Source organism: Pseudomonas sp. 300, assembly GCF_055803035.1.
Window position 1 is genome coordinate 750,968 of record NZ_JAVLRV010000003.1, and the last position, 21,142, is coordinate 772,109.

Below are 21,142 nucleotides of genomic sequence, written 5' to 3' on the forward strand. Positions count from 1 at the left end.
ATCATGCCGTGCGGCGCAGTATCAGCAGATGGCGTTGGCCTTGGCAACCAGGTACGGCCAGGGCGTGTTCGCTATCGAGGTGGAAGTCCGCCGGCAATGCTACCAGCTCATCGGCCGGATGAACGCCCTTCATTGCCAGCCAGCGTGTATCGGCATCGCCGAGGTGACGCGTCCAGTTGCTGAAGTTCTCCATGCTGCTGAACGCCCGGGAAATGATCCCGTTGAAAGGCTGTACAGGCTGGAAGGCTTCGACGCGACTGTGGATAACTTGCAGGTTATCGAGTTTGAGTTCGAGTTTGACCTGGGTCAGAAACCGGGTTTTCTTGCCGTTGCTGTCCAGGCAGGTCACTTGGGAATCTGGAAACAGGATGGCCAACGGAATGCCCGGCATGCCGCCACCGCTGCCAACGTCCAGCCAACGGCCGTTTTCGATGAACGACATCACACTCAAACTATCGAGCAGGTGACGCGAGACCATTTCGTCCGGATCGCGCACGGCGGTCAGGTTGTAAGCCTTGTTCCATTTGATCAACAGGGCCAGATAACCCAGCAACTGCGCATGCTGGGTTTCGGTCAGTGCGACACCAAGCTGGCGAGCACCTGTGGATAACTCTTCGGCGTGTTGCGAGGTGACCAACGAACTCAAGCGCTTTGCTCCAACTGACGGCCCGCGCCGCGTTTTTTCAAATGAATCATCAACAGCGAAATCGCTGCTGGCGTGACACCCGGAATGCGTGACGCCTGGCCCAGTGTTTCTGGACGGGTCGCACCGAGCTTGCTCTGGATCTCTTTGGAGAGACCGGAAATGTTCGTGTAATCGATATCCACAGGCAGTTTCGTATCTTCACTGGCCCGCAGACGCGCGATTTCGTCCTGCTGACGATCGATGTATCCGGCGTATTTGGTCTTGATTTCGACCTGTTCGGCAACCTGTGGATCTTCCGCGCCGCCGCCGGTCACGGCGATCAGACCAGCGTAGTCGATTTCCGGACGGCTCAGCAGGTTGAGCAAGTTGTATTCGTGGGTCAGCGGCGTGCCGAATTTTTCGGAAATCGCATCGCCTTGCTCGGTGCCCGGGCGGACCCAGGTACTTTTCAGGCGTTGTTCTTCCAGATTGATACTTTCGCGTTTCTTGCAGAAAGCCGCCCAACGCACGTCATCCACCAAACCCAATTCGCGACCTTTTTCGGTCAAACGCAGGTCCGCGTTGTCTTCGCGCAGGATAAGGCGGTACTCGGCGCGGGATGTGAACATCCGATACGGTTCCTGAGTCCCCAAGGTAATCAGGTCGTCGACCAGCACTCCGATGTACGCCTCGTCGCGTCGCGGGCACCAGGCGTCTTTGCCCTGAGCACGCAGTGCGGCGTTGGCCCCGGCCAGCAAACCTTGGGCGCCGGCTTCTTCGTAACCGGTAGTGCCGTTGATTTGGCCGGCGAAAAACAGACCGCCGATGACTTTGGTTTCCAGGCTGTACTTCAGGTCACGCGGGTCGAAGTAGTCGTACTCGATGGCGTAGCCAGGACGAACAATGTGCGCGTTTTCCATGCCGCGGATCGATTGCACGATCTGCAATTGCACGTCGAACGGCAAGGATGTGGATATCCCGTTCGGGTACAGCTCGTGAGTGGTCAAACCTTCCGGTTCGATGAAGACCTGATGGCTTTCCTTGTCGGCAAAGCGGTGGATCTTGTCTTCGATCGACGGGCAATAACGCGGGCCGATGCCTTCGATCTGCCCTGCATCGGAATACATCGGCGAACGATCGAGGTTCGCGGCAATGATTTCGTGGGTGCGGGCATTGGTGTGGGTAATCCAGCAGCTCACCTGTTTCGGGTGTTGCTCTTTGGAACCCATGAACGACATCACCGGGATCGGTGTATCGCCTGCTTGCTCGGTCATCACCGAGAAATCCACAGAACGACCGTCGATTCGCGGCGGCGTACCGGTTTTCAGACGACCAACCCGCAATGGCAATTCACGCAGACGGTGAGCCAGAGCGATCGATGGCGGATCACCGGCACGACCACCGGAAAAATTCTGCATGCCGATGTGGATAAGTCCACCCAGGAAGGTGCCAGTGGTCAACACCACGGAATCCGCGAGGAAACGCAGGCCCATTTGGGTGACAACACCGCGCACTTGTTCCTGTTCAACGATCAGGTCATCAGCAGCTTGTTGAAATATCCACAGGTTCGGCTGGTTTTCCAAGGCTTCGCGGACAGCGGCCTTGTACAAAACCCGGTCTGCCTGAGCGCGAGTTGCACGCACGGCCGGGCCTTTGCGGCTGTTCAACACGCGAAACTGAATTCCGCCTTTATCGGTAGCCATGGCCATCGCGCCGCCGAGGGCATCGATTTCTTTCACCAAGTGGCTTTTGCCGATCCCGCCAATGGCCGGGTTGCAACTCATGGCACCAAGGGTTTCCACGTTATGCGTCAGCAACAGGGTTTTAGCACCCATACGTGCTGAGGCCAGTGCTGCCTCGGTACCGGCATGACCGCCGCCGATGACGATCACTTCAAAACGGGAAGGGAAATCCACCACGCACCTCGTGCCTGCTTCAGTTAGGTAATCAGGAATAGTTTGAGCTCAGGTTTTTGGACCTGGTCGACAAGTATAGGGACTTAGCCCTTCCTAAAGAACCCTTTGCACAAAATTTAACCAGCTGTGGAGAAGTCGGGGTTATAGAAATTAAAAAGAGAGAAATTTATTAAATCTTTGTTTTTATGTTTATTTCTACTGAGGCACATTTCTGTGGATAGATCTCTACAGGCCTTTATATTCAATATGTACAGAGATTCAAAACCCTGTGGTCATGTGCCAAGGAGGCCCTTGGATAACCGGTTTAAGCCTGTGGATGAAAGGGGTGGTTATCCACAGGGGTGGTTATCTTCAGTTTTCAGGCCCTGTTATCAACTGCCCTTAGTGGCAGTTACTCACAGGGCTTAATCCACAGAAAAGTGCTGATCGAGCGAATTCCGCGCACGAAAAAACCACTCAAGCAGAAAGAATCTGCTCAGCCTGAAGGAAGATCTAAGAGAAGAGAGGGAACAGACAGGCGCGAATGGCCTGTCTGTGGACAACGGATGGACTATTTACCGATGCAGAAGCTGGAAAAAATGCGCCCCAGCAGGTCATCGGAGCTGAATGCACCGGTGATTTCACCCAAAGAGTGCTGAGCCTGGCGTAAATCTTCGGCCAGCAGTTCACCGGCGCCCGCCAAGGTCAACTGTGCACGGCCATGTTCAAGGGATGCGCTGGCATGTCGCAGTGCCTCAAGGTGACGCCTGCGTGCACTGAAGCTGCTTTCAGAGGTCTGCTCGTAGCCCATGCAGGCCTTGAGATGTTCGCGTAGCAGTTCCAGGCCCATGCCGGCGGATTTCGCACTGAGGTTTATGGTGACGTGGCCATCATCGCTGACTTCCAGGGCAATCGCTTCTCCCGTCAGGTCAGCCTTGTTACGGATCAGCGTAACCTTTGCCGGATCCGGGCGTATTTCCAGGAATTCGGGCCATAACGCGAACGGATCAAGTGCCTCAGGAGCCGTCGCATCGACCACCAACAACACACGATCAGCCTCGCCGATGGCTTTTAATGCCCTCTCGACGCCAATTTTTTCCACGTGGTCATCGGTATCTCGCAAACCTGCCGTGTCGACCACGTGCAACGGCATGCCATCGATGTGGATATGTTCGCGAAGAATGTCCCGGGTGGTGCCGGCAATCTCGGTCACGATCGCGGCTTCTCGCCCGGCCAGCGCATTCAGCAGGCTGGACTTGCCGGCATTCGGCCGGCCGGCAATGACCACGGTCATCCCGTCGCGCAACAACGCACCCTGCCCGGCTTCGCGAAGCACTGTGGATAATTCGTCGCGCACCTTATCGAGCATTGTCAGTACGTGACCGTCAGCCAGGAAGTCGATTTCTTCTTCCGGGAAATCGATGGCCGCTTCGACGTAGATGCGCAGGCCAATCAGCTGCTCGGTGAGGTTATGCACACGATCGGAAAATGCCCCCTGCAAGGAACGCAGTGCATTGCGGGCAGCCTGTGCAGAACTGGCCTCGATCAGGTCCGCGATCGCTTCGGCCTGTGCCAGGTCGAGTTTGTCGTTGAGGAATGCGCGTTCGCTGAATTCACCTGGCCGTGCCAATCGACACCCGAGTTCAAGGCAACGCTTGAGGAGCATGTCCAGAACAATCGGGCCGCCATGACCCTGGAGTTCCAGCACGTCTTCGCCGGTGAACGAGTTCGGTCCCGGAAAATACAAGGCGATGCCCTGGTCCAGCACCTCTTCATTTTTATCGAAAAACGGGCCGTAGTGGGCGAACCGTGGCTTGAGCTCACGACCGCTGAAGGCCGTGGCCGCTACGCTCGCCAGTGGCCCGGAAATACGGACGATGCCTACACCACCACGACCTTGAGCGGTGGCGACGGCGGCGATGGTTTCACGAGGAACGCTCATAAACCGGTATCCAGACAAAAGTGACAGATAGCAAAACGCCCCACTAGGGGGCGTTTTGAGTGGTTATCCACAGTGTAAGTCAGGCAGCTGCTTTAGTAGCCGCTTCGACCTTACGAGTGATGTACCACTGTTGGGCGATCGACAGGCAGTTGTTCACTACCCAGTACAGCACCAGACCAGCCGGGAACCACAGGAAGAAGAAGGTGAAGATGATTGGCATCAGCTTCATCACCTTGGCCTGCATCGGATCCGGAGGAGTCGGGTTCAACTGCTGCTGGATGAACATGGTTGCCCCCATGATGATCGGCAGAATGAAGAACGGGTCCTTGATCGAAAGGTCAGTAATCCACAGCATGAATGGCGCTTGGCGCATTTCAACGCTTTCCAGCAGAACCCAGTACAACGAAAGGAATACCGGCATCTGCACGAGGATTGGCAAGCAACCACCCAGCGGATTGATCTTCTCTTTCTTGTACAGCTCCATCATGGCCTGCGACATTTTCTGCCGATCATCGCCATGTTGCTCTTTCAACGCAGCCAGTTTCGGTGCCACTGCACGCATGCGGGCCATGGATTTGTAGCTGGCAGCCGACAACGGGAAGAAGATCCCTTTGATCAGCATGGTCAGGAAGATGATCGACCAACCCCAGTTACCGACCAGCGCGTGGATATGTTGCAGCAACCAGAAAATTGGCTGGGCAATGAACCACAGAATGCCGTAGTCGACAGTCAATTCAAGACCTGGGGACAACTCTTTCAATACAGCCTGGCTTTTCGGACCTGCGTAAAGAACGGCACTTGTCTCGGCTTTAGCACCTGGCGCAACAGTCATTGCCGGGGCGGTGTAGCCGATGATGTAGTTGCCTTTGCTGTCTTTGCGGGTCTGGACGACGTTGTTTTCGCCCTTTGCCGGAATCCATGCGGTCACGAAGTAGTGTTGCAACCAGGCAACCCAACCACCGTTCACGGTTTCTTTCAACGAGGCCTTGTCCATGTCCTTCATGGACACTTTCTTGTAAGGCTCGTTACTTGTCCACAGGGCAGCGCCGAGATAAGTCGCGGTGCCGGTAGCCGTTGTGGAAGAAGGATCGGCGCTGGCGTCACGCTTCAATTGCGCAAACATTGCACCCGACCAAGGCTGAGCGCTCTGGTTATCGATCAGGTAAGAAACGGTTACGTCATACAGGCCACGTTTCAGAGAGAAACGCTTGATGTAGTTGACGCCATCCTTGCTGAACTTCAGGTCCACGACCAATTGGTCCTGACCGTCAGCCAGTTGATAAGTCTTCTTCTCCGAGGAGTAAACCGGACGACCGGCCGGGCTTGCGTCCGGGCCGTTGATGCCGATCAGACCGCTTTGAGCCAGATAAGTCAGCTCACCACCGTTGTCGAACAACTGGAATGGAATTTCCGGATGGTCCTGGCGACGTGGATACAACGGCAATTTCAGCTGGGCAACATCGCCACCTTGTGGATCGATCGCCAGGTCGAGCACATCCGTTTTGATCTGGATGAGGTCTTTGCTTGCAGCTACTGGTGATTCAGCAGGTGCAGTGGCACTGGTATCGCTTGCGGCGCGGGGAATGTCGTCACTGACAGAAGCATTATTGCCAGTCGCCGTATCCGGTAAGCCCGGTGCGGTAGTACTGGAAGCAACATTCTGAGTCGGCAGGGCAGCCTGGCCATAGTCCTGGTTCCATTTAAGAACCATAACGTAGGACACGATTGCCAGGGCGACGATCAGGATCGTGCGTTTGATATCCATGATTACTCGGCCATCGAAGAAGAACGGGAGGTAGGGATAGGTGGAACCGGGTCATAACCACCGGGATTCCACGGATGACAGCGACCTAAACGACGAAAGGTCAGCCAGCCACCGCGCAGAAGGCCATGATTTTCTATGGCTTCTAACGCGTAGCAGGAACAACTGGGGTAGAAACGACAGTGACTGGCCATCAGGGGACTAATGGCATAGCGATAAAACTGGATCGGAACGAGTGCCAGTTTACGCATCGGGACTGTCTACCCCTACAGTTTCGGTTTTGACTGCTGGTACCGGCGTGCTGCGTGCCAGACGCTTCCAGAGTTTGCCGAAATGCTGAATCAATTCGGGGTTTTCTACGTCACCCAAACCTTTGCGCGCGACGATAACGATGTCCCAACCGACCAGTGAATCCTGGTTCAGACGGAACGATTCGCGCATCAGACGTTTGAGGCGATTGCGCTCTACGGAGAGCTTTACGCTCTTTTTCCCGATAACCAGCCCTAGACGGGGGTGATCAAGATCGTTGTTGCGCGCAAGGAGCAGGAGATTTTTCCCCGGAACCTTGCCGGTAGGGGAGTCAAAGACTGCCTTGAAATGCCGGGGAGTAAGCAGACGCTTTTCCCGACTGAAGTCCTGACTCACCTCCAGTGCCGGCTTATCAAACTGCCAGACGCGCACGACCTTTGGCGCGACGACGCGACAGAACGGCACGACCGTTCTTGGTAGCCATGCGAGCACGGAAACCGTGGGTACGAGCGCGTTTGATAGTGCTTGGTTGGAAAGTACGTTTCATTGTCGTGTTACCTGGTTCGTCCACAACGGGCCGGAATGGCCCCCGTTTTAAGAGACCGGGGATTCTAGAGAAAGCAAGCCTCTAGGTCAATTTCCAACCAGCGTTTCCTTATAAATAGATCTGCAGACGTTTTGCTCGCCCTCGCCTCCTGCCAAATATAAAAATAAAGAAGGAAAGTATTTAAAGCTTTTCTGTAAAGCTTATAAAAGCTAGGGCACCGATCATCTGTGGATAACTGCCTTAAGGCCTTTTATCACGTGCTGTACAGAGAATGACAACTACAGTGGAAAACGGTGGTCAGCCTGTGCTGCGCTGTCGGATAAGCTGTGTGTGAAAGGGCCTGTTATCCACAGGCAGGTTATCCACCGAGTTTCGCCCCCACTTGTGCAACGACCTCAGGGGCGGTTATCCACAGACCTTATGCACAGACCATTGGTCGTCTTTTTTACGTATAAACAGTTGATTGTTCTTGGTTGGTGAACAACCTTCGTGTGGATAAGTCGGCGTCTGGTCGCTACAATGGCCGCTTGTTTTTGCCTCACCGGCTTTCAACTTAGGGGATATCCGTGTCAGTGGAACTTTGGCAGCAGTGCGTGGAGCTTTTGCGCGATGAGCTGCCTGCCCAACAATTCAACACTTGGATCCGTCCACTACAGGTCGAAGCCGAAGGCGACGAGTTGCGTGTCTACGCACCGAATCGTTTTGTTCTCGACTGGGTCAACGAAAAGTACCTGGGCCGTGTCCTTGAACTGCTTGATGAGCATGGCAATGGCATGACGCCGGTGCTGTCCTTATTAATAGGCAGCAAACGCAGTTCGGCACCGCGCGCTGCACCCAATGCGCCGCTGGCCGCTGCTGCATCACAGGCTCAGGCGATTCAAGCGCCTGCCAGTGCCCCGGTACCTACCCCCTCGGCGCCCAAGCGTTCGACGCAAAAAGTTGCCGAGGTCAGTGAAGAGCCATCGCGCGACAGTTTCGATCCGATGGCGGGCGCCAGTTCTCAACAGGCCCCGGTTCGTTCCGAACAGCGCACTGTCCAGGTAGAAGGTGCCCTCAAGCACACCAGTTACCTGAATCGCACCTTCACCTTCGAGAACTTCGTCGAAGGTAAGTCCAACCAACTGGCTCGGGCTGCGGCCTGGCAGGTGGCGGACAATCCCAAGCACGGTTACAACCCGCTCTTCCTTTATGGTGGCGTCGGCTTGGGTAAAACTCACTTGATGCACGCTGTGGGTAATCACCTATTAAAGAAGAACCCGAATGCCAAGGTTGTGTACCTGCATTCGGAGCGTTTTGTGGCCGATATGGTCAAGGCGCTGCAACTGAACGCGATCAACGAGTTCAAGCGCTTCTACCGTTCGGTGGACGCGTTGCTGATCGATGACATTCAGTTCTTCGCCCGCAAGGAACGTTCGCAGGAAGAGTTTTTCCACACCTTCAACGCCCTGCTCGAAGGTGGCCAGCAGGTCATTCTCACCAGTGATCGCTACCCGAAAGAAATCGAAGGCCTTGAAGAGCGCCTCAAATCCCGCTTCGGCTGGGGCCTGACGGTAGCTGTCGAGCCTCCGGAGCTGGAAACCCGCGTCGCGATCCTGATGAAAAAGGCCGACCAGGCCAAAGTCGATCTGCCCCACGACGCTGCGTTCTTCATCGCCCAACGCATTCGTTCCAACGTCCGCGAGCTGGAAGGCGCGCTCAAGCGCGTGATCGCCCACTCGCACTTCATGGGGCGCGATATCACCATCGAGCTGATTCGCGAATCCCTGAAAGACCTGTTGGCGCTGCAAGACAAACTGGTCTCTGTGGATAACATTCAGCGCACTGTCGCCGAGTACTACAAGATCAAGATCTCTGACCTGCTGTCCAAGCGTCGTTCTCGCTCGGTCGCTCGTCCGCGTCAGGTTGCCATGGCCCTGTCCAAAGAGTTGACTAACCACAGCCTGCCGGAAATCGGCGATGTGTTTGGCGGCCGCGACCATACGACCGTTTTGCACGCCTGCCGCAAGATCAACGAACTTAAGGAATCCGACGCGGACATCCGCGAGGACTACAAGAACCTGCTGCGTACACTGACCACTTGATGAACACCAGCGCAGCTTATTAAGGCAAGGGACTAGACCATGCATTTCACCATTCAACGCGAAGCCCTGTTGAAACCCCTGCAACTGGTCGCAGGCGTCGTCGAGCGCCGACAGACCTTGCCGGTGCTCTCCAACGTGCTGCTGGTTGTCGAAGGCCAGCAACTGTCGCTGACCGGTACCGACCTGGAAGTCGAGCTGGTCGGTCGTGTACAGCTCGAAGAGCCTGCTGACCCAGGTTCCATCACTGTGCCTGCGCGCAAGCTGATGGACATCTGCAAAAGCCTGCCGAACGACGCACTGATCGACATCAAGGTCGACGAGCAGAAACTGGTAGTGAAGGCTGGTCGTAGCCGCTTCACCCTGTCGACCCTGCCGGCGAACGATTTCCCGACTGTTGAAGAAGGCCCGGGTTCGCTGACTTGCAGCCTTGAGCAAAGCAAACTGCGTCGTCTGATTGAACGCACCAGCTTCGCCATGGCCCAGCAGGACGTGCGTTATTACCTGAACGGCATGCTGCTGGAAGTGTCGGCCGGGATTATCCGCGCCGTGGCCACTGACGGTCACCGTCTGGCCATGTGCTCGATGCAAGCCGACATTGGTCAGCCGGATCGCCACCAGGTCATCGTGCCGCGCAAGGGTATCCTCGAGCTGGCACGTCTGCTGACCGAGCCGGACGGCATCGTCAGCATCGTTTTGGGTCAACATCACATCCGCGCTACCACGGGCGAATTCACCTTCACTTCGAAACTGGTCGACGGCAAATTCCCGGACTACGAGCGTGTTCTGCCCAAGGGCGGCGACAAACTGGTTCTCGGCGATCGTCAGGCGCTGCGTGAAGCCTTCAGCCGTACCGCGATTCTGTCCAACGAGAAGTACCGTGGTATCCGTCTGCAATTGGCCAACGGTCAGCTGAAGATCCAGGCCAACAACCCGGAGCAGGAAGAGGCGGAAGAAGAAGTGGGCGTTGAGTACAACGGCGGCAATCTGGAAATCGGCTTCAACGTGAGCTATCTGCTCGACGTGCTGGGTGTGATGACGACTGAGCAAGTTCGCCTGATCCTGTCCGACTCCAACAGCAGTGCGCTGGTGCAAGAGTCCGACAACGATGACTCGGCCTATGTTGTCATGCCGATGCGTCTGTAATCATGCTCAGCAGAAGCTAGATGTCATTAAGTCGCGTCTCGGTCACCGCGGTGCGCAATCTGCACCCGGTGACCTTCTCCCCCTCCCCCCGAATCAACATTCTTTACGGCGCCAACGGCAGCGGCAAAACCAGTGTTCTGGAAGCCATTCACCTGCTGGGGCTTGCCCGTTCGTTTCGTAGTACCCGCCTTTTGCCGGTTATTCAGTACGAACAATTGGCCTGCACAGTGTTTGGCCAGGTCGAATTGGCCGAGGGCGGGCATAGCGCATTGGGGATATCGCGGGACCGCCAAGGCGAATTCCAGATCCGTATTGATGGGCAGAACGCGCGCAGTGCAGCGCAGCTGGCGGAAATCCTGCCGCTGCAACTGATCAACCCTGATAGCTTCCGTCTGCTTGAAGGTGCGCCGAAGATTCGCCGACAGTTTCTCGACTGGGGCGTGTTCCACGTGGAACCGCGATTCATGTCCACCTGGCAGCGCTTGCAGAAGGCCCTGCGCCAGAGAAACTCTTGGCTGCGGCATGGTACACTTGACGCCGTTTCGCAAGCGGTTTGGGACAGGGAACTGTGCCAGGCCAGCGCTGAAATTGATGAATACCGCCGTGCCTATATCAAAGCCTTGAAACCAGTCTTTGAACAGACCTTGAGCGAATTGGTTGAGCTTGAAGGTTTGACGCTCAGCTATTACCGAGGCTGGGACAAAGACCGCGAATTGAGTGCCGTGCTCGCTGGGTCCGTTCAGCGGGACCAGCAAATGGGTCATACCCAGGCCGGACCACAGCGCGCTGATTTGCGTCTCAAATTGGGCGCACATAACGCCGCGGACATCTTGTCCCGTGGTCAGCAGAAGTTAGTGGTTTGTGCGTTGCGGATTGCCCAAGGGCACCTGGTCAGCCAGGCCCGACGCGGCCAGTGTATTTATCTGGTGGATGACTTGCCGTCCGAGCTGGACGAGCACCACCGTCGCGCGCTTTGCCGCTTGCTGGAAGACTTACGCTGCCAGGTGTTTATCACCTGTGTAGATCACGAATTATTGAGGGAAGGCTGGCAGACGGAAACGCCAGTCGCTCTGTTCCACGTGGAACAGGGCCGTATCACCCAGACCCACGACCATCGGGAGTGAAGGCATTGAGCGAAGAAAATACGTACGACTCAACGAGCATTAAAGTGCTGAAAGGCCTGGATGCCGTACGCAAACGTCCCGGTATGTACATTGGTGACACCGACGATGGCAGCGGTCTGCACCACATGGTGTTCGAGGTGGTCGATAACTCGATCGACGAAGCTTTGGCCGGCCATTGCGACGACATCAGCATCATTATCCACCCGGACGAATCCATCACCGTTCGCGACAACGGTCGTGGTATCCCGGTAGACGTGCACAAAGAAGAAGGCGTCTCGGCAGCTGAGGTCATCATGACCGTGCTGCACGCCGGCGGTAAGTTCGACGACAACTCCTACAAAGTATCCGGCGGTCTGCACGGTGTAGGTGTGTCGGTTGTTAACGCACTCTCCAAAGAACTGATTCTGACCGTTCGCCGCAGTGGCAAGATCTGGGAACAGACCTACATCCATGGTGTGCCGCAAGAGCCGATGAAGATCGTTGGCGAGAGCGAAACCACAGGTACCCAGATTCACTTCAAGCCATCGGCTGAGACGTTCAAGAACATCCACTTCAGTTGGGACATCCTGGCCAAGCGGATTCGTGAACTGTCCTTCCTCAACTCCGGTGTCGGCATCGTCCTCAAGGATGAGCGCAGCGGCAAGGAAGAGCTGTTCAAGTACGAAGGTGGCCTGCGTGCGTTCGTTGAATACCTGAACACCAACAAGACCCCGGTCAATCAGGTGTTCCACTTCAACATCCAGCGCGAAGACGGCATCGGCGTGGAAATCGCCCTGCAGTGGAACGACAGCTTCAACGAGAACCTGTTGTGCTTCACCAACAACATTCCGCAGCGCGACGGCGGTACTCACCTGGTGGGTTTCCGTTCCGCACTGACGCGTAACCTCAACACCTACATCGAAGCTGAAGGTCTGGCAAAGAAGCATAAAGTTGCCACCACCGGTGATGATGCGCGTGAAGGCCTGACCGCGATTATCTCGGTAAAAGTGCCGGATCCGAAGTTCAGCTCCCAGACCAAAGACAAGCTGGTTTCTTCCGAAGTGAAGACCGCCGTCGAACAGGAAATGGGCAAGTACTTCTCCGACTTCCTGCTGGAAAACCCGAACGAAGCCAAATTGGTCGTCGGTAAGATGATCGACGCGGCCCGTGCCCGTGAAGCTGCACGTAAAGCCCGTGAGATGACCCGCCGCAAAGGCGCGCTGGACATCGCCGGCCTGCCGGGCAAACTGGCTGACTGCCAGGAAAAAGACCCTGCCCTGTCCGAACTGTACCTCGTGGAAGGTGACTCTGCTGGCGGTTCTGCCAAGCAGGGACGTAACCGCCGCACCCAGGCCATCCTGCCTCTCAAGGGCAAGATCCTGAACGTCGAGAAGGCGCGCTTCGACAAGATGATCTCTTCCCAGGAAGTGGGCACCTTGATCACCGCGCTGGGCTGCGGCATCGGCCGCGACGAGTACAACATCGACAAGCTGCGTTATCACAACATCATCATCATGACCGATGCTGACGTCGACGGTTCGCACATCCGTACCCTGCTGCTGACGTTCTTCTTCCGTCAGTTGCCGGAGCTGATCGAGCGTGGCTACATCTATATCGCTCAGCCACCGCTGTACAAGGTCAAGAAAGGCAAGCAAGAGCAATACATCAAAGACGACGACGCCATGGAAGAGTACATGACGCAGTCGGCCCTGGAAGATGCGAGCCTGCACCTGAACGAGGAGGCCCCGGGTATCTCCGGCGAAGCCCTTGAGCGGTTGGTGAACGACTTCCGTCTGGTGATGAAGACTCTCAAGCGTCTGTCGCGTCTGTACCCACAGGAGCTGACCGAGCACTTCATTTACCTGCCAGCGGTGAGCATGGAGCAGCTGTCCGATCACGCTGCGATGCAGGATTGGCTGGCCAAGTACGAAGTTCGCCTGCGCACCGTCGAGAAGTCTGGCCTGGTCTACAAAGCCAGCCTGCGTGAAGACCGTGAACGTAACGTCTGGCTGCCAGAGGTCGAACTGATCTCCCACGGCCTGTCGAACTACGTCACGTTCAACCGCGACTTCTTCGGTAGCAATGACTACAAGACCGTTGTCTCTTTGGGCGCTCAACTGAGCAGCTTGCTGGACGAAGGCGCGTACATCCAGCGTGGGGAGCGCAAGAAGCCGGTTACCGAGTTCAAGGAAGCCCTTGAATGGCTGATGACTGAAAGTACCAAGCGTCACACCATCCAGCGATACAAAGGTCTGGGTGAGATGAACCCGGATCAGCTGTGGGAAACCACGATGGACCCAAGCCAGCGCCGGATGCTCAAAGTGACCATCGAAGACGCCATTGGCGCGGACCAGATCTTCAACACCCTGATGGGTGATGCGGTCGAACCTCGTCGTGACTTCATCGAAAGCAATGCCTTGGCGGTGTCCAACCTGGACTTCTGATCCAGAGGATTTGCCAAACAAAAAACCAGCGCATTGCGCTGGTTTTTTTTTCGGATTTTTTCGGGATTCGGCGTGAAGCGCCTGAAAAAAACGTGGTGTTGTCTTGATGATAGATGTTATACATATAACATGACTGGCTATAATGACATCTAGATAACAGTTCCTCGATCGGTGCGCTGACATGCCTACAGAAAAGAACAGCTTCCTTCAGTTGCTCGAGCAAGAGTTCTCCAACCTGACTCCGACTGGCAAACGCATTGCCAGCTACCTGTTGGGGAACCCGGATCAGCTACCGTTCGAGTCGGCCGACAGCATCGCGCAGCAGGCTTCCACCACCGGCATTTCCGTGGGGCGTTTTTTCCGTTCGCTGGGTTATCAGAACATTGATGAGGTTAAACAGAGTCTGCGCGGCGAAGCGCCGGCGTCCTGGTTGATCACCGACCGTATCGGTGCCTTTCGCACCGAAAGCACTCTAGAAGACGCGCTCGACCGCTCCATGAGTCGCGAGATCGAGGCCATCCGGCACGTCTATGGCCTGGCGCGAAGCAGTGCCTTCGCTGAAATCGTGCAGCGCATCTACGAAGCCGATGCGGTATTCATTCTCGGCATCCAGTCGACGCGCGGGATTCTCACCGCGTTTCACAGTCACCTCGAATACATTCGGGCCAAGGTCTACTACGTCGACGGCTTGTCCGGCATATATGCCGAAACCCTGAATTCCGGCTTTGCCAATCCCTACGCAATCATTTCGGATTTCCGGGCCTATTCCAGTGTGACCCGGACCTTCTGCGACGCCGCCATCGACAGCAATCTGCCCTTGGCCCTGATCACCGATCTGCAATGCCCATGGGCACGTGACTACCCGCTGGATCTGCTGCAACTCAAAACCGATGTCGGGCAGTTCTGGGACTCCCCTGCCCCGCTGGCCTGCCTGTTGAACCTGATGGTGTCGGCCGTTGCGGAAAAGTACGGCGATCGCCTCGATGAACGTCTGAGCAAAAATCGACAATTGCAAAAAGCTTTCGGCCAGTTCGAAGGCTAGATCCATCCAATCCCAACTGGAGTTTTTGCGTGAACAACAGCCCCCTTGTAGAGATTGATGCCGAGCGATATCAGGTGCAAATCGATCTGATCTACGCCAGTGCCGACAATCTGGCAGGAAAGGTGATTTACCCCAGTGCCCGTTGCCTGCTGCATCGCCAAGCAGCCGAGTGCCTGGGCAAGGCCAGTGAACTGGCACGGCTGGCCGGTTACACGCTGCGCATCTATGACGCCTACCGTCCACCTTTCGCCCAGTTTCTATTGTGGGAGGCGTTGCCTGACGGCAACTACGTGCGCGATCCCCATTTGGGTTCCCACCATAGCCGTGGCGTGGCAGTGGATTTGACTCTGGTGGGGAGTGATGGACAGCCGCTGGATATGGGCAGCGCCTTCGACACCATGGAAGAGAAGTCCCATCAGTTCTACCCCGACCTTCCCGTTCACGTGCAACGCAATCGTCTGCTGTTGCTGGGAATAATGCTCGCGTCCGGGTTCTGCGCAATTCCCACTGAGTGGTGGCATTACGAACTTCCGGATGCCGATGATTACCCCCTGCTGGAAGACAAACAGACCACGTTCTCGAACAACTAAAACCGCAACAAACCGATAACGAAACCAAAGAGTTTCGAAACCAATGCAACACGATAACAACAAGTCCGCGTTACCTGCTTCACCTGCAACTGCCCGGTTATAGCTTTTATAAAAAACCTGACGTACTTCCATACATCGAATGATTAAGGAAACCGGCATGACCCCAATGAACACCGTGACCCGCAATACCTTTCCACGCACCAGCAAGCTGCTGCTTGGTCTACTGTGCAGCGCGATGAGCCTGGGCGCCTGGCAAGCCGCTTCGGCGGCGACGGCTCAGGACACTCTGGTCATCGGCAAGCCCGCCGACCCGCAAACGCTCGACCCGGCGGTAACCTTCGATAACAACGACTGGACCATCACCTACCCGTCCTATCAGCGCCTGGTGAGCTACAAAACCGACGGTGACAAGAGCAGCACCGAAGTGACAGGGGATCTGGCGGAAAGTTGGACCGTGTCGCCGGACAACCTGGTGTGGGAGTTCAAGATCAAGCCCGGAAACAAGTTCGATGACGGCACCGCGGTGGATGCCGCCGCCGTGAAGTTTTCCTTCGATCGCCTGATGACCCTCAAGCAAGGGCCGTCCGGTGCATTCCCGGAGGACATGGTGGTGGCGGTGATCGACCCGCAGACCATCCGCTTTACGCTGAAAACGCCGTTCGCCCCTTTCCTGTTCACCCTGGCCCATAACGGCGCCTCGATCGTTAACCCGCTGGTGGCCAACAAGGGTGCCGAAACCAATGCCTGGCTGTCCAGCCACACCGCAGGCTCCGGTCCTTTCCGCCTGACCAACTGGCAAAAGGGCCAGTCCGTCACGATGGAGCCGAACCCCTACTTCGCCGGTCCCAAGCCTGCGTTCAAGACCGTGATCCTCAAGACTATTGCGGAGCCCTCGGTGCGTCGGCTGCAACTGGAGCGCGGGGACCTGGATATCATCGAAGACATGCCCGAAGACCAGTTGGGTGCACTGGGCGGCAAGCCGGGCGTAGTGGTCAGGGATTTTCCTTCGCTGCGCGTCACTTATCTGTACCTGAACAACAAGAAGGGTCCTCTGACCGACGTCAACGCCCGTCGTGCGATCACCGAAGCGGTGGACTACAACGGTATCGTCAAGGGCATTCTCAAGGACAAGGCCAAGCTGCTGAACGGGCCGATCCCGGATGGCATGTGGGGCTACGACAGTTCGCTGCCAGTGATGAAGCAGGACATGGCCGCCGCGAAGAACAGCCTGGCCAAGGCACCCCAGAAGATCACCAACCTGAACTACATGTATTCGGACAAGGACGCCAACTGGGAACCGATCGGCCTGACCTTGCAGGCGGCCCTGGCACCCCTGGGCATCAACCTCAAACTGGAGAAAACCGCCAACGCCACCCTGCGTGAACGTGTTGGCCAGGCCGACTACGACATCGCGGTGGGGACCTGGAGCCCGGACTTCGCTGACCCGTACATGTTCATGAACTTCTGGTTCGACTCCAAGATGCAGGGCCTGCAAGGCAACCGCTCGTTCTACAGCAACCCGGAAGTCGACAAGCTGATTCGTGAAGCGGCCGCTGTCAGCGACACCGCCAAGCGCATCGAGCTTTACCAGACTGCGCAGAAAAAGGTGCTCGACGACAGCGTCTATGCCTACCTCTATCAGAAGAGCTACTCCCTGCCGATGCGTGATTCGGTCAAGGGCTACGTGTTCAACCCCATGCTCGAACAGGTGTTCAACCTGGGAAGCATGAGCAAGTAAACATGCTCCTTCGCGCCAGCCCCGGTGGTTGGCGCGGCTTCTGATTTCGTCGCTCGTGTAACTGAGGTGCCAGATGGCCTTCCTGACATTGTTGCGCAAGCGCCTGCTCGGCTTGATGTTGGTCGTGTTCGGTGTTTCGCTGATTACCTTTTCAATTTCCCACCTGATCCCGGGCGACCCTGCCCGATTGATCGCCGGTGACCGTGCCAGCGACGCTCTCGTAGCCGGCATCCGTCATCAACTGGGATTGGATCTGCCGCTGTATCAACAATACGGTCGCTACCTGATGGATCTGTTGCACGGGGACCTGGGAACCTCGATACGCACCAACCGTCCCGTCCTGGAAGACTTGCAAGCGTTCTTCCCGGCGACACTGGAACTGGCGCTGGTCGCACTGACATTGGCGATTCTGGTCGGTGTGCCGCTGGGCGTGTTGTCAGCGGTTTACCACAACCGGCTGATCGATCAGATCGCCCGGACCCTGGCGGTCACCGGTATTTCCACGCCGGCCTTCTGGCTCGGCCTGGGTGCAATCGTGCTGTTCTACGGTCATCTGGGCTGGCTGCCCGGTGGTGGCCGGTTATCTGAAGGACTCTCGCCGCCACCGACGATCACGGGTTTTTATCTGATCGACTCGCTGCTGGCGGGGGATGTCCGACTGTTTCTCGATGCGGCCGAGCACCTGATTCTTCCAGCCGCAACGCTGGGTTTCGTGACCCTGGGGGTTGTCGCCAGGCAGATCCGCTCGGCCATGCTGGATCAATTGGGCGAAGACTACATCCGCACCGCGCGCGCCTATGGCCTTTCGCGGTGGACAGTGATCCTGCGTCATGCTCTGCCTAACGCTCTAATCCCTTCGGTGACCGTCCTCGGGTTGACCCTGGGTGATTTGTTGTACGGCGCGGTACTGACCGAAACAGTATTTGCCTGGCCAGGAATGGGTGCCTATGTGGTCAAGTCGATCCAGTCGCTGGATTTCCCGGCGGTGATGGGCTTTGCCATTCTGGTGTCGTTCATCTATGTCCTGTTGAACATGGCTATCGACCTTTTGTATCGCGTGATCGACCCACGCATCGGCGAGGTGAATTGAAATGTCCGTGACTCTGACGGCGGTACATGGCCTGCGCAGGGCTGAAAAACTCGCCTACCTGGCATACCAGATCCGCCGGAGCCCGCTGACCATGGCGGGCCTGCTGATCCACTTCTATCGTATTGCTGTGCATGATCTTCGCGCCCTGGCTCGCCAGCCACGACCCGAATGCACTGAACCTCGGCGAACGCCTGGCGCCGCCATCTGCCGACCATTGGTTCGGCACCGACGAAGTGGGCCGCGACTTGTTCAGCCGGGTGCTGTTCGGCAGCCAGCAGTCGGTGGGTGTCGGCCTGTTCGTGGCTTTTACCTCCTGTTTCATTGGCGGGCTGTTGGGATGCTTTTCGGGGGTGATCGGGGGGCGTTTCGACGCATGCATCATGCGCCTGATGGACATCATGCTTTCAGTCCCGTCACTGGTACTGATCATGGCATTGGCGGCCGCATTGGGCGCGAGCCTGTTCAACGCCATGCTGGCCATTACCCTGGTGCGAATCCCATCCTACGTAAGACTGGCCCGTGGCCAGGCCTTGAGCATTCGACAGATGGGTTACGTCAAGGCAGCCCATACGTTCGGGGCCGGACGCTGGCACGTGGTGCACTGGCACGTGGCGCGAAACGCAATGCCGCCCTTGCTGGTGCAACTGAGTCTGGATATCGGTAGCGCAATCCTCATGGCCTCGGCCCTTGGATTCATCGGCCTGGGTGCACAGCAGCCAACCGCTGAGTGGGGCGCAATGGTCGCCACCGGGCGCAACTACATCCTCGATAACTGGTGGTATTCGACCTTTCCAGGCATGGCGATTTTGATCACCGCCACCGGTTTCAACCTGCTGGGCGATGGTGTGCGCGACCTGCTCGACCCACGGCAACAGGGGAAATGACAATGCAGACTTCGAGCCCAGTGCTGGCCATCGACAACCTGAGCCTGGAATTCCCGGCTTACAAAAACAATGTGAAAGCCCTGAACGGCGTGACGTTGCACGTCAATCCCGGCGAAATCGTCGGCGTGGTGGGGGAGTCCGGGTCGGGCAAGTCGGTCACGGCCATGCTCAGCATGCGTTTGCTGCCCGAGCGCAGCTATCGGATTACCGCGGGCAGCCTCAGCATGCTCGGCCGCGACATGCTGACAACGCCTGAAAAGGAACTGCTGCAGATTCGCGGACGCGATGCGGCGATGATTTTCCAGGAGCCGATGACCGCCCTGAATCCGACCCGACGCATCGGTCGACAAATGCTTGATGTGATCATCCATCACCAGAAAATCAGTGCTGCCCAGGCACGACTCAAGGCGATTGCCCTGTTGCGTGACATGCACATCGCAAGCCCCGAGCACGTATTGGAGAGCTACCCGTTCGAACTGTCCGGGGGCATGCGCCAACGGGTGATGATTGCGCTGGCGTTCTCCTGTGAACCGCAACTTTTGATCGCCGACGAGCCGACCACCGCGCTCGACGTGACGGTGCAACGCCAGGTGCTGTTGCTGCTGCGAGAAAAGGCCAGGCAACGGGGGACTGCTATTTTGCTCATTACCCATGACATGGCATTGGTGTCGCAGTTCTGTGACCGGGTGTATGTCATGTACACCGGCGCTGTGGTCGAAGAAGGCCGCACCGTCGACGTGATGAACAATCCGCAACACCCCTACACCCGTGGGCTGCTCAGCGGCCTTCCGGAAATGGTGGAACCGGGCCAGCCGTTGCTGACCATTCCCGGGCAAGTCCCCAACCTCGCTTCTTTACCCGAGGGCTGCACCTTTCAGGAGCGGTGCTCATACGCCATGCCTGTCTGTGCCAAACGCCCTACCCTCAATGCCATTAACGACCAACGTAAAAGCGCTTGCTGGTTGCCCGTCAAGGAGCTTTCGTGATGAACAATGCCGTCCTTCATAGTGCAATCGACATGGCTCCCCCGATTCTTCAACTCAACGATGTTCGTGTGCGTTTCCCCGTGAGCAACGACTGGCTGGGTCGGCCGCGAGGCTATGCTCACGCCCTGAATGGCATTGATCTTCAGGTACGAGCGGGCGAAACCCTGGGGATCGTGGGTGAGTCAGGCTGTGGAAAAAGCACATTGGCGCAGCTGTTGATGGGCTTGATTGCGCCCAGCAGCGGCGATTTGAACTGGGCCAGTCGTACTGGCAGCGAAGGCCGTAACAACGTGCAGATTGTGTTCCAGGACCCCCAGTCTTCGCTCGACCCGCGTCTGCCGATCTGGAGGATCATCACCGAGCCGCTGTACGCCCGGGGTCATGCCGATCGAGCACAGATGCGCGAGGTGGCAGCCAAGGTCGCGTCCCAGGTCGGTATCCGCCCGGAATACCTGGACCGCTTTCCCCACCAGTTTTCCGGCGGCCAGCGTCAGCGGATTGCCATTGCGCGGGCTCTGTCCTCCGACCCGGACATTATCGTCCTCGACGAACCCACATCGGCGCTGGATATCTCGGTTCAGGCGCAGATCCTCAACCTGCTCGCAGAGCTGCAACGAGCCCGCAACCTGACCTACATCCTCATTTCCCATAACGTATCCGTCGTGCGTCATATGGCAGACCGGGTAGCGGTGATGTATTTGGGGCAAATCGTCGAGCTTGGCGAGGCTGCCCAGGTGCTCGACCAGCCTCGCCATCCCTATACCCGCCTGTTACTCGACGCGGTGCCGCGACTGGGCGCTGCGCTGCATGAAGAGCAGGTGGCGGCGCCTACCGAATTGCCGGGTAACCGTCATCTGCCAACTGGCTGCTTCTTTCGGGAACGTTGCAGTCTGTGCACCGTTGGCTGTGACAAACCTCAGGTCTTGCAGGGAGACGAGCAGCAGCGGGCGCGGTGTCATTTACAAGGCTGATGTCCTGTCGGCAGAAAGCGTGTTGTGGCGCATAAAAAAACCGGCTTTGT

General features: G+C 57.0%; 17 protein-coding genes and 1 pseudogene. 11 read left to right on the plus strand and 7 right to left on the minus strand.

Annotation, left to right across the window (positions count from 1 at the left end; genetic code table 11):
- Window position 1: 1 nt before the first annotated feature.
- From rsmG to rpmH, 7 genes are all read right to left on the minus strand, one after another.
- Window positions 2-646, minus strand: coding sequence for a 16S rRNA (guanine(527)-N(7))-methyltransferase RsmG (gene rsmG, locus Q7W83_RS28845; protein WP_150630637.1), 645 nt, complete (start codon window positions 644-646; stop codon window positions 2-4).
- The gene (gene mnmG, locus Q7W83_RS28850; protein WP_473658366.1) at window positions 643-2,541 is read right to left on the minus strand and encodes a tRNA uridine-5-carboxymethylaminomethyl(34) synthesis enzyme MnmG; all 1,899 of its coding nucleotides are present in this window, start codon (window positions 2,539-2,541) and stop codon (window positions 643-645) included. The genes rsmG and mnmG overlap by 4 nt, the downstream gene beginning before the upstream one ends.
- Before the next feature lie 550 nt (window positions 2,542-3,091).
- Window positions 3,092-4,462, minus strand: a complete 1,371-nt coding sequence (mnmE, locus tag Q7W83_RS28855) for a tRNA uridine-5-carboxymethylaminomethyl(34) synthesis GTPase MnmE (RefSeq protein WP_473658368.1) — start codon at window positions 4,460-4,462, stop codon at window positions 3,092-3,094.
- A 79-nt stretch (window positions 4,463-4,541) separates the two neighbouring features.
- Complete coding sequence (gene yidC / locus Q7W83_RS28860; protein WP_458378059.1) at window positions 4,542-6,227, minus strand: membrane protein insertase YidC; 1,686 nt, start codon at window positions 6,225-6,227, stop codon at window positions 4,542-4,544.
- Window positions 6,228-6,229: 2 nt separating this feature from the next.
- Complete coding sequence (gene yidD, locus Q7W83_RS28865) at window positions 6,230-6,475, minus strand: membrane protein insertion efficiency factor YidD (RefSeq protein WP_010207715.1); 246 nt, start codon at window positions 6,473-6,475, stop codon at window positions 6,230-6,232.
- Complete coding sequence (rnpA, locus tag Q7W83_RS28870) at window positions 6,468-6,869, minus strand: ribonuclease P protein component (protein WP_028620331.1); 402 nt, start codon at window positions 6,867-6,869, stop codon at window positions 6,468-6,470. Before rnpA ends, yidD begins: the two co-directional genes overlap by 8 nt.
- Before the next feature lie 16 nt (window positions 6,870-6,885).
- Window positions 6,886-7,020 carry a 50S ribosomal protein L34 gene (rpmH, locus tag Q7W83_RS28875; RefSeq protein WP_003213577.1) on the minus strand — a complete coding sequence of 45 codons (135 nt, stop codon included), beginning with the start codon at window positions 7,018-7,020 and terminating at the stop codon, window positions 6,886-6,888.
- Between the two features lie 566 nt (window positions 7,021-7,586).
- Here rpmH and dnaA point away from each other — a divergent pair.
- From dnaA to Q7W83_RS28930, 11 genes and pseudogenes are all read left to right on the plus strand, one after another.
- Window positions 7,587-9,101: a chromosomal replication initiator protein DnaA gene (dnaA, locus tag Q7W83_RS28880; RefSeq protein WP_150630641.1), complete on the plus strand. Its 1,515-nt coding sequence runs from the start codon at window positions 7,587-7,589 to the stop codon at window positions 9,099-9,101.
- A 39-nt stretch (window positions 9,102-9,140) separates the two neighbouring features.
- Window positions 9,141-10,244, plus strand: a complete 1,104-nt coding sequence (dnaN, locus tag Q7W83_RS28885; protein ID WP_017341709.1) for a DNA polymerase III subunit beta — start codon at window positions 9,141-9,143, stop codon at window positions 10,242-10,244.
- Window positions 10,245-10,264: 20 nt separating this feature from the next.
- Complete coding sequence (gene recF, locus Q7W83_RS28890; RefSeq protein WP_150630642.1) at window positions 10,265-11,368, plus strand: DNA replication/repair protein RecF; 1,104 nt, start codon at window positions 10,265-10,267, stop codon at window positions 11,366-11,368.
- 5 nt (window positions 11,369-11,373) lie between these two features.
- Entirely contained in the window at window positions 11,374-13,791 is a 2,418-nt protein-coding gene (gene gyrB / locus Q7W83_RS28895) for a DNA topoisomerase (ATP-hydrolyzing) subunit B (protein ID WP_150630643.1), read from the plus strand.
- Between the two features lie 181 nt (window positions 13,792-13,972).
- Entirely contained in the window at window positions 13,973-14,833 is an 861-nt protein-coding gene (locus Q7W83_RS28900; protein WP_145317775.1) for a MurR/RpiR family transcriptional regulator, read from the plus strand.
- 29 nt (window positions 14,834-14,862) lie between these two features.
- Window positions 14,863-15,423: a D-alanyl-D-alanine dipeptidase gene (gene ddpX, locus Q7W83_RS28905; RefSeq protein WP_473658373.1), complete on the plus strand. Its 561-nt coding sequence runs from the start codon at window positions 14,863-14,865 to the stop codon at window positions 15,421-15,423.
- A 157-nt stretch (window positions 15,424-15,580) separates the two neighbouring features.
- Entirely contained in the window at window positions 15,581-17,161 is a 1,581-nt protein-coding gene (locus Q7W83_RS28910) for an ABC transporter substrate-binding protein (RefSeq protein WP_145317780.1), read from the plus strand.
- Window positions 17,162-17,234: 73 nt separating this feature from the next.
- Window positions 17,235-18,251, plus strand: coding sequence for an ABC transporter permease (locus Q7W83_RS28915; RefSeq protein WP_047535659.1), 1,017 nt, complete (start codon window positions 17,235-17,237; stop codon window positions 18,249-18,251).
- Between the two features lies 1 nt (window position 18,252).
- Window positions 18,253-19,135, plus strand: a pseudogene (ddpC, locus tag Q7W83_RS28920) (D,D-dipeptide ABC transporter permease).
- Between the two features lie 2 nt (window positions 19,136-19,137).
- Window positions 19,138-20,121, plus strand: coding sequence for an ABC transporter ATP-binding protein (locus tag Q7W83_RS28925; RefSeq protein ID WP_047535672.1), 984 nt, complete (start codon window positions 19,138-19,140; stop codon window positions 20,119-20,121).
- Window positions 20,121-21,092, plus strand: coding sequence for an oligopeptide/dipeptide ABC transporter ATP-binding protein (locus Q7W83_RS28930; protein WP_150630645.1), 972 nt, complete (start codon window positions 20,121-20,123; stop codon window positions 21,090-21,092). The genes Q7W83_RS28925 and Q7W83_RS28930 overlap by 1 nt, the downstream gene beginning before the upstream one ends.
- Window positions 21,093-21,142 lie beyond the last annotated feature (50 nt).

Coding starts and splice junctions, on each gene's coding strand:
- mnmE (WP_473658368.1), bottom strand. CDS start 4,462: ATGAGCGTTCCTCGTGAAACCATCGCCGCCGTCGCCACCGCTCAAGGT.
- yidC (WP_458378059.1), bottom strand. CDS start 6,227: ATGGATATCAAACGCACGATCCTGATCGTCGCCCTGGCAATCGTGTCC.
- yidD (WP_010207715.1), bottom strand. CDS start 6,475: ATGCGTAAACTGGCACTCGTTCCGATCCAGTTTTATCGCTATGCCATT.
- rpmH (WP_003213577.1), bottom strand. CDS start 7,020: ATGAAACGTACTTTCCAACCAAGCACTATCAAACGCGCTCGTACCCAC.
- dnaN (WP_017341709.1), top strand. CDS start 9,141: ATGCATTTCACCATTCAACGCGAAGCCCTGTTGAAACCCCTGCAACTG.
- recF (WP_150630642.1), top strand. CDS start 10,265: ATGTCATTAAGTCGCGTCTCGGTCACCGCGGTGCGCAATCTGCACCCG.
- Q7W83_RS28900 (WP_145317775.1), top strand. CDS start 13,973: ATGCCTACAGAAAAGAACAGCTTCCTTCAGTTGCTCGAGCAAGAGTTC.
- Q7W83_RS28910 (WP_145317780.1), top strand. CDS start 15,581: ATGACCCCAATGAACACCGTGACCCGCAATACCTTTCCACGCACCAGC.
- Q7W83_RS28915 (WP_047535659.1), top strand. CDS start 17,235: ATGGCCTTCCTGACATTGTTGCGCAAGCGCCTGCTCGGCTTGATGTTG.
- Q7W83_RS28925 (WP_047535672.1), top strand. CDS start 19,138: ATGCAGACTTCGAGCCCAGTGCTGGCCATCGACAACCTGAGCCTGGAA.
- Q7W83_RS28930 (WP_150630645.1), top strand. CDS start 20,121: ATGAACAATGCCGTCCTTCATAGTGCAATCGACATGGCTCCCCCGATT.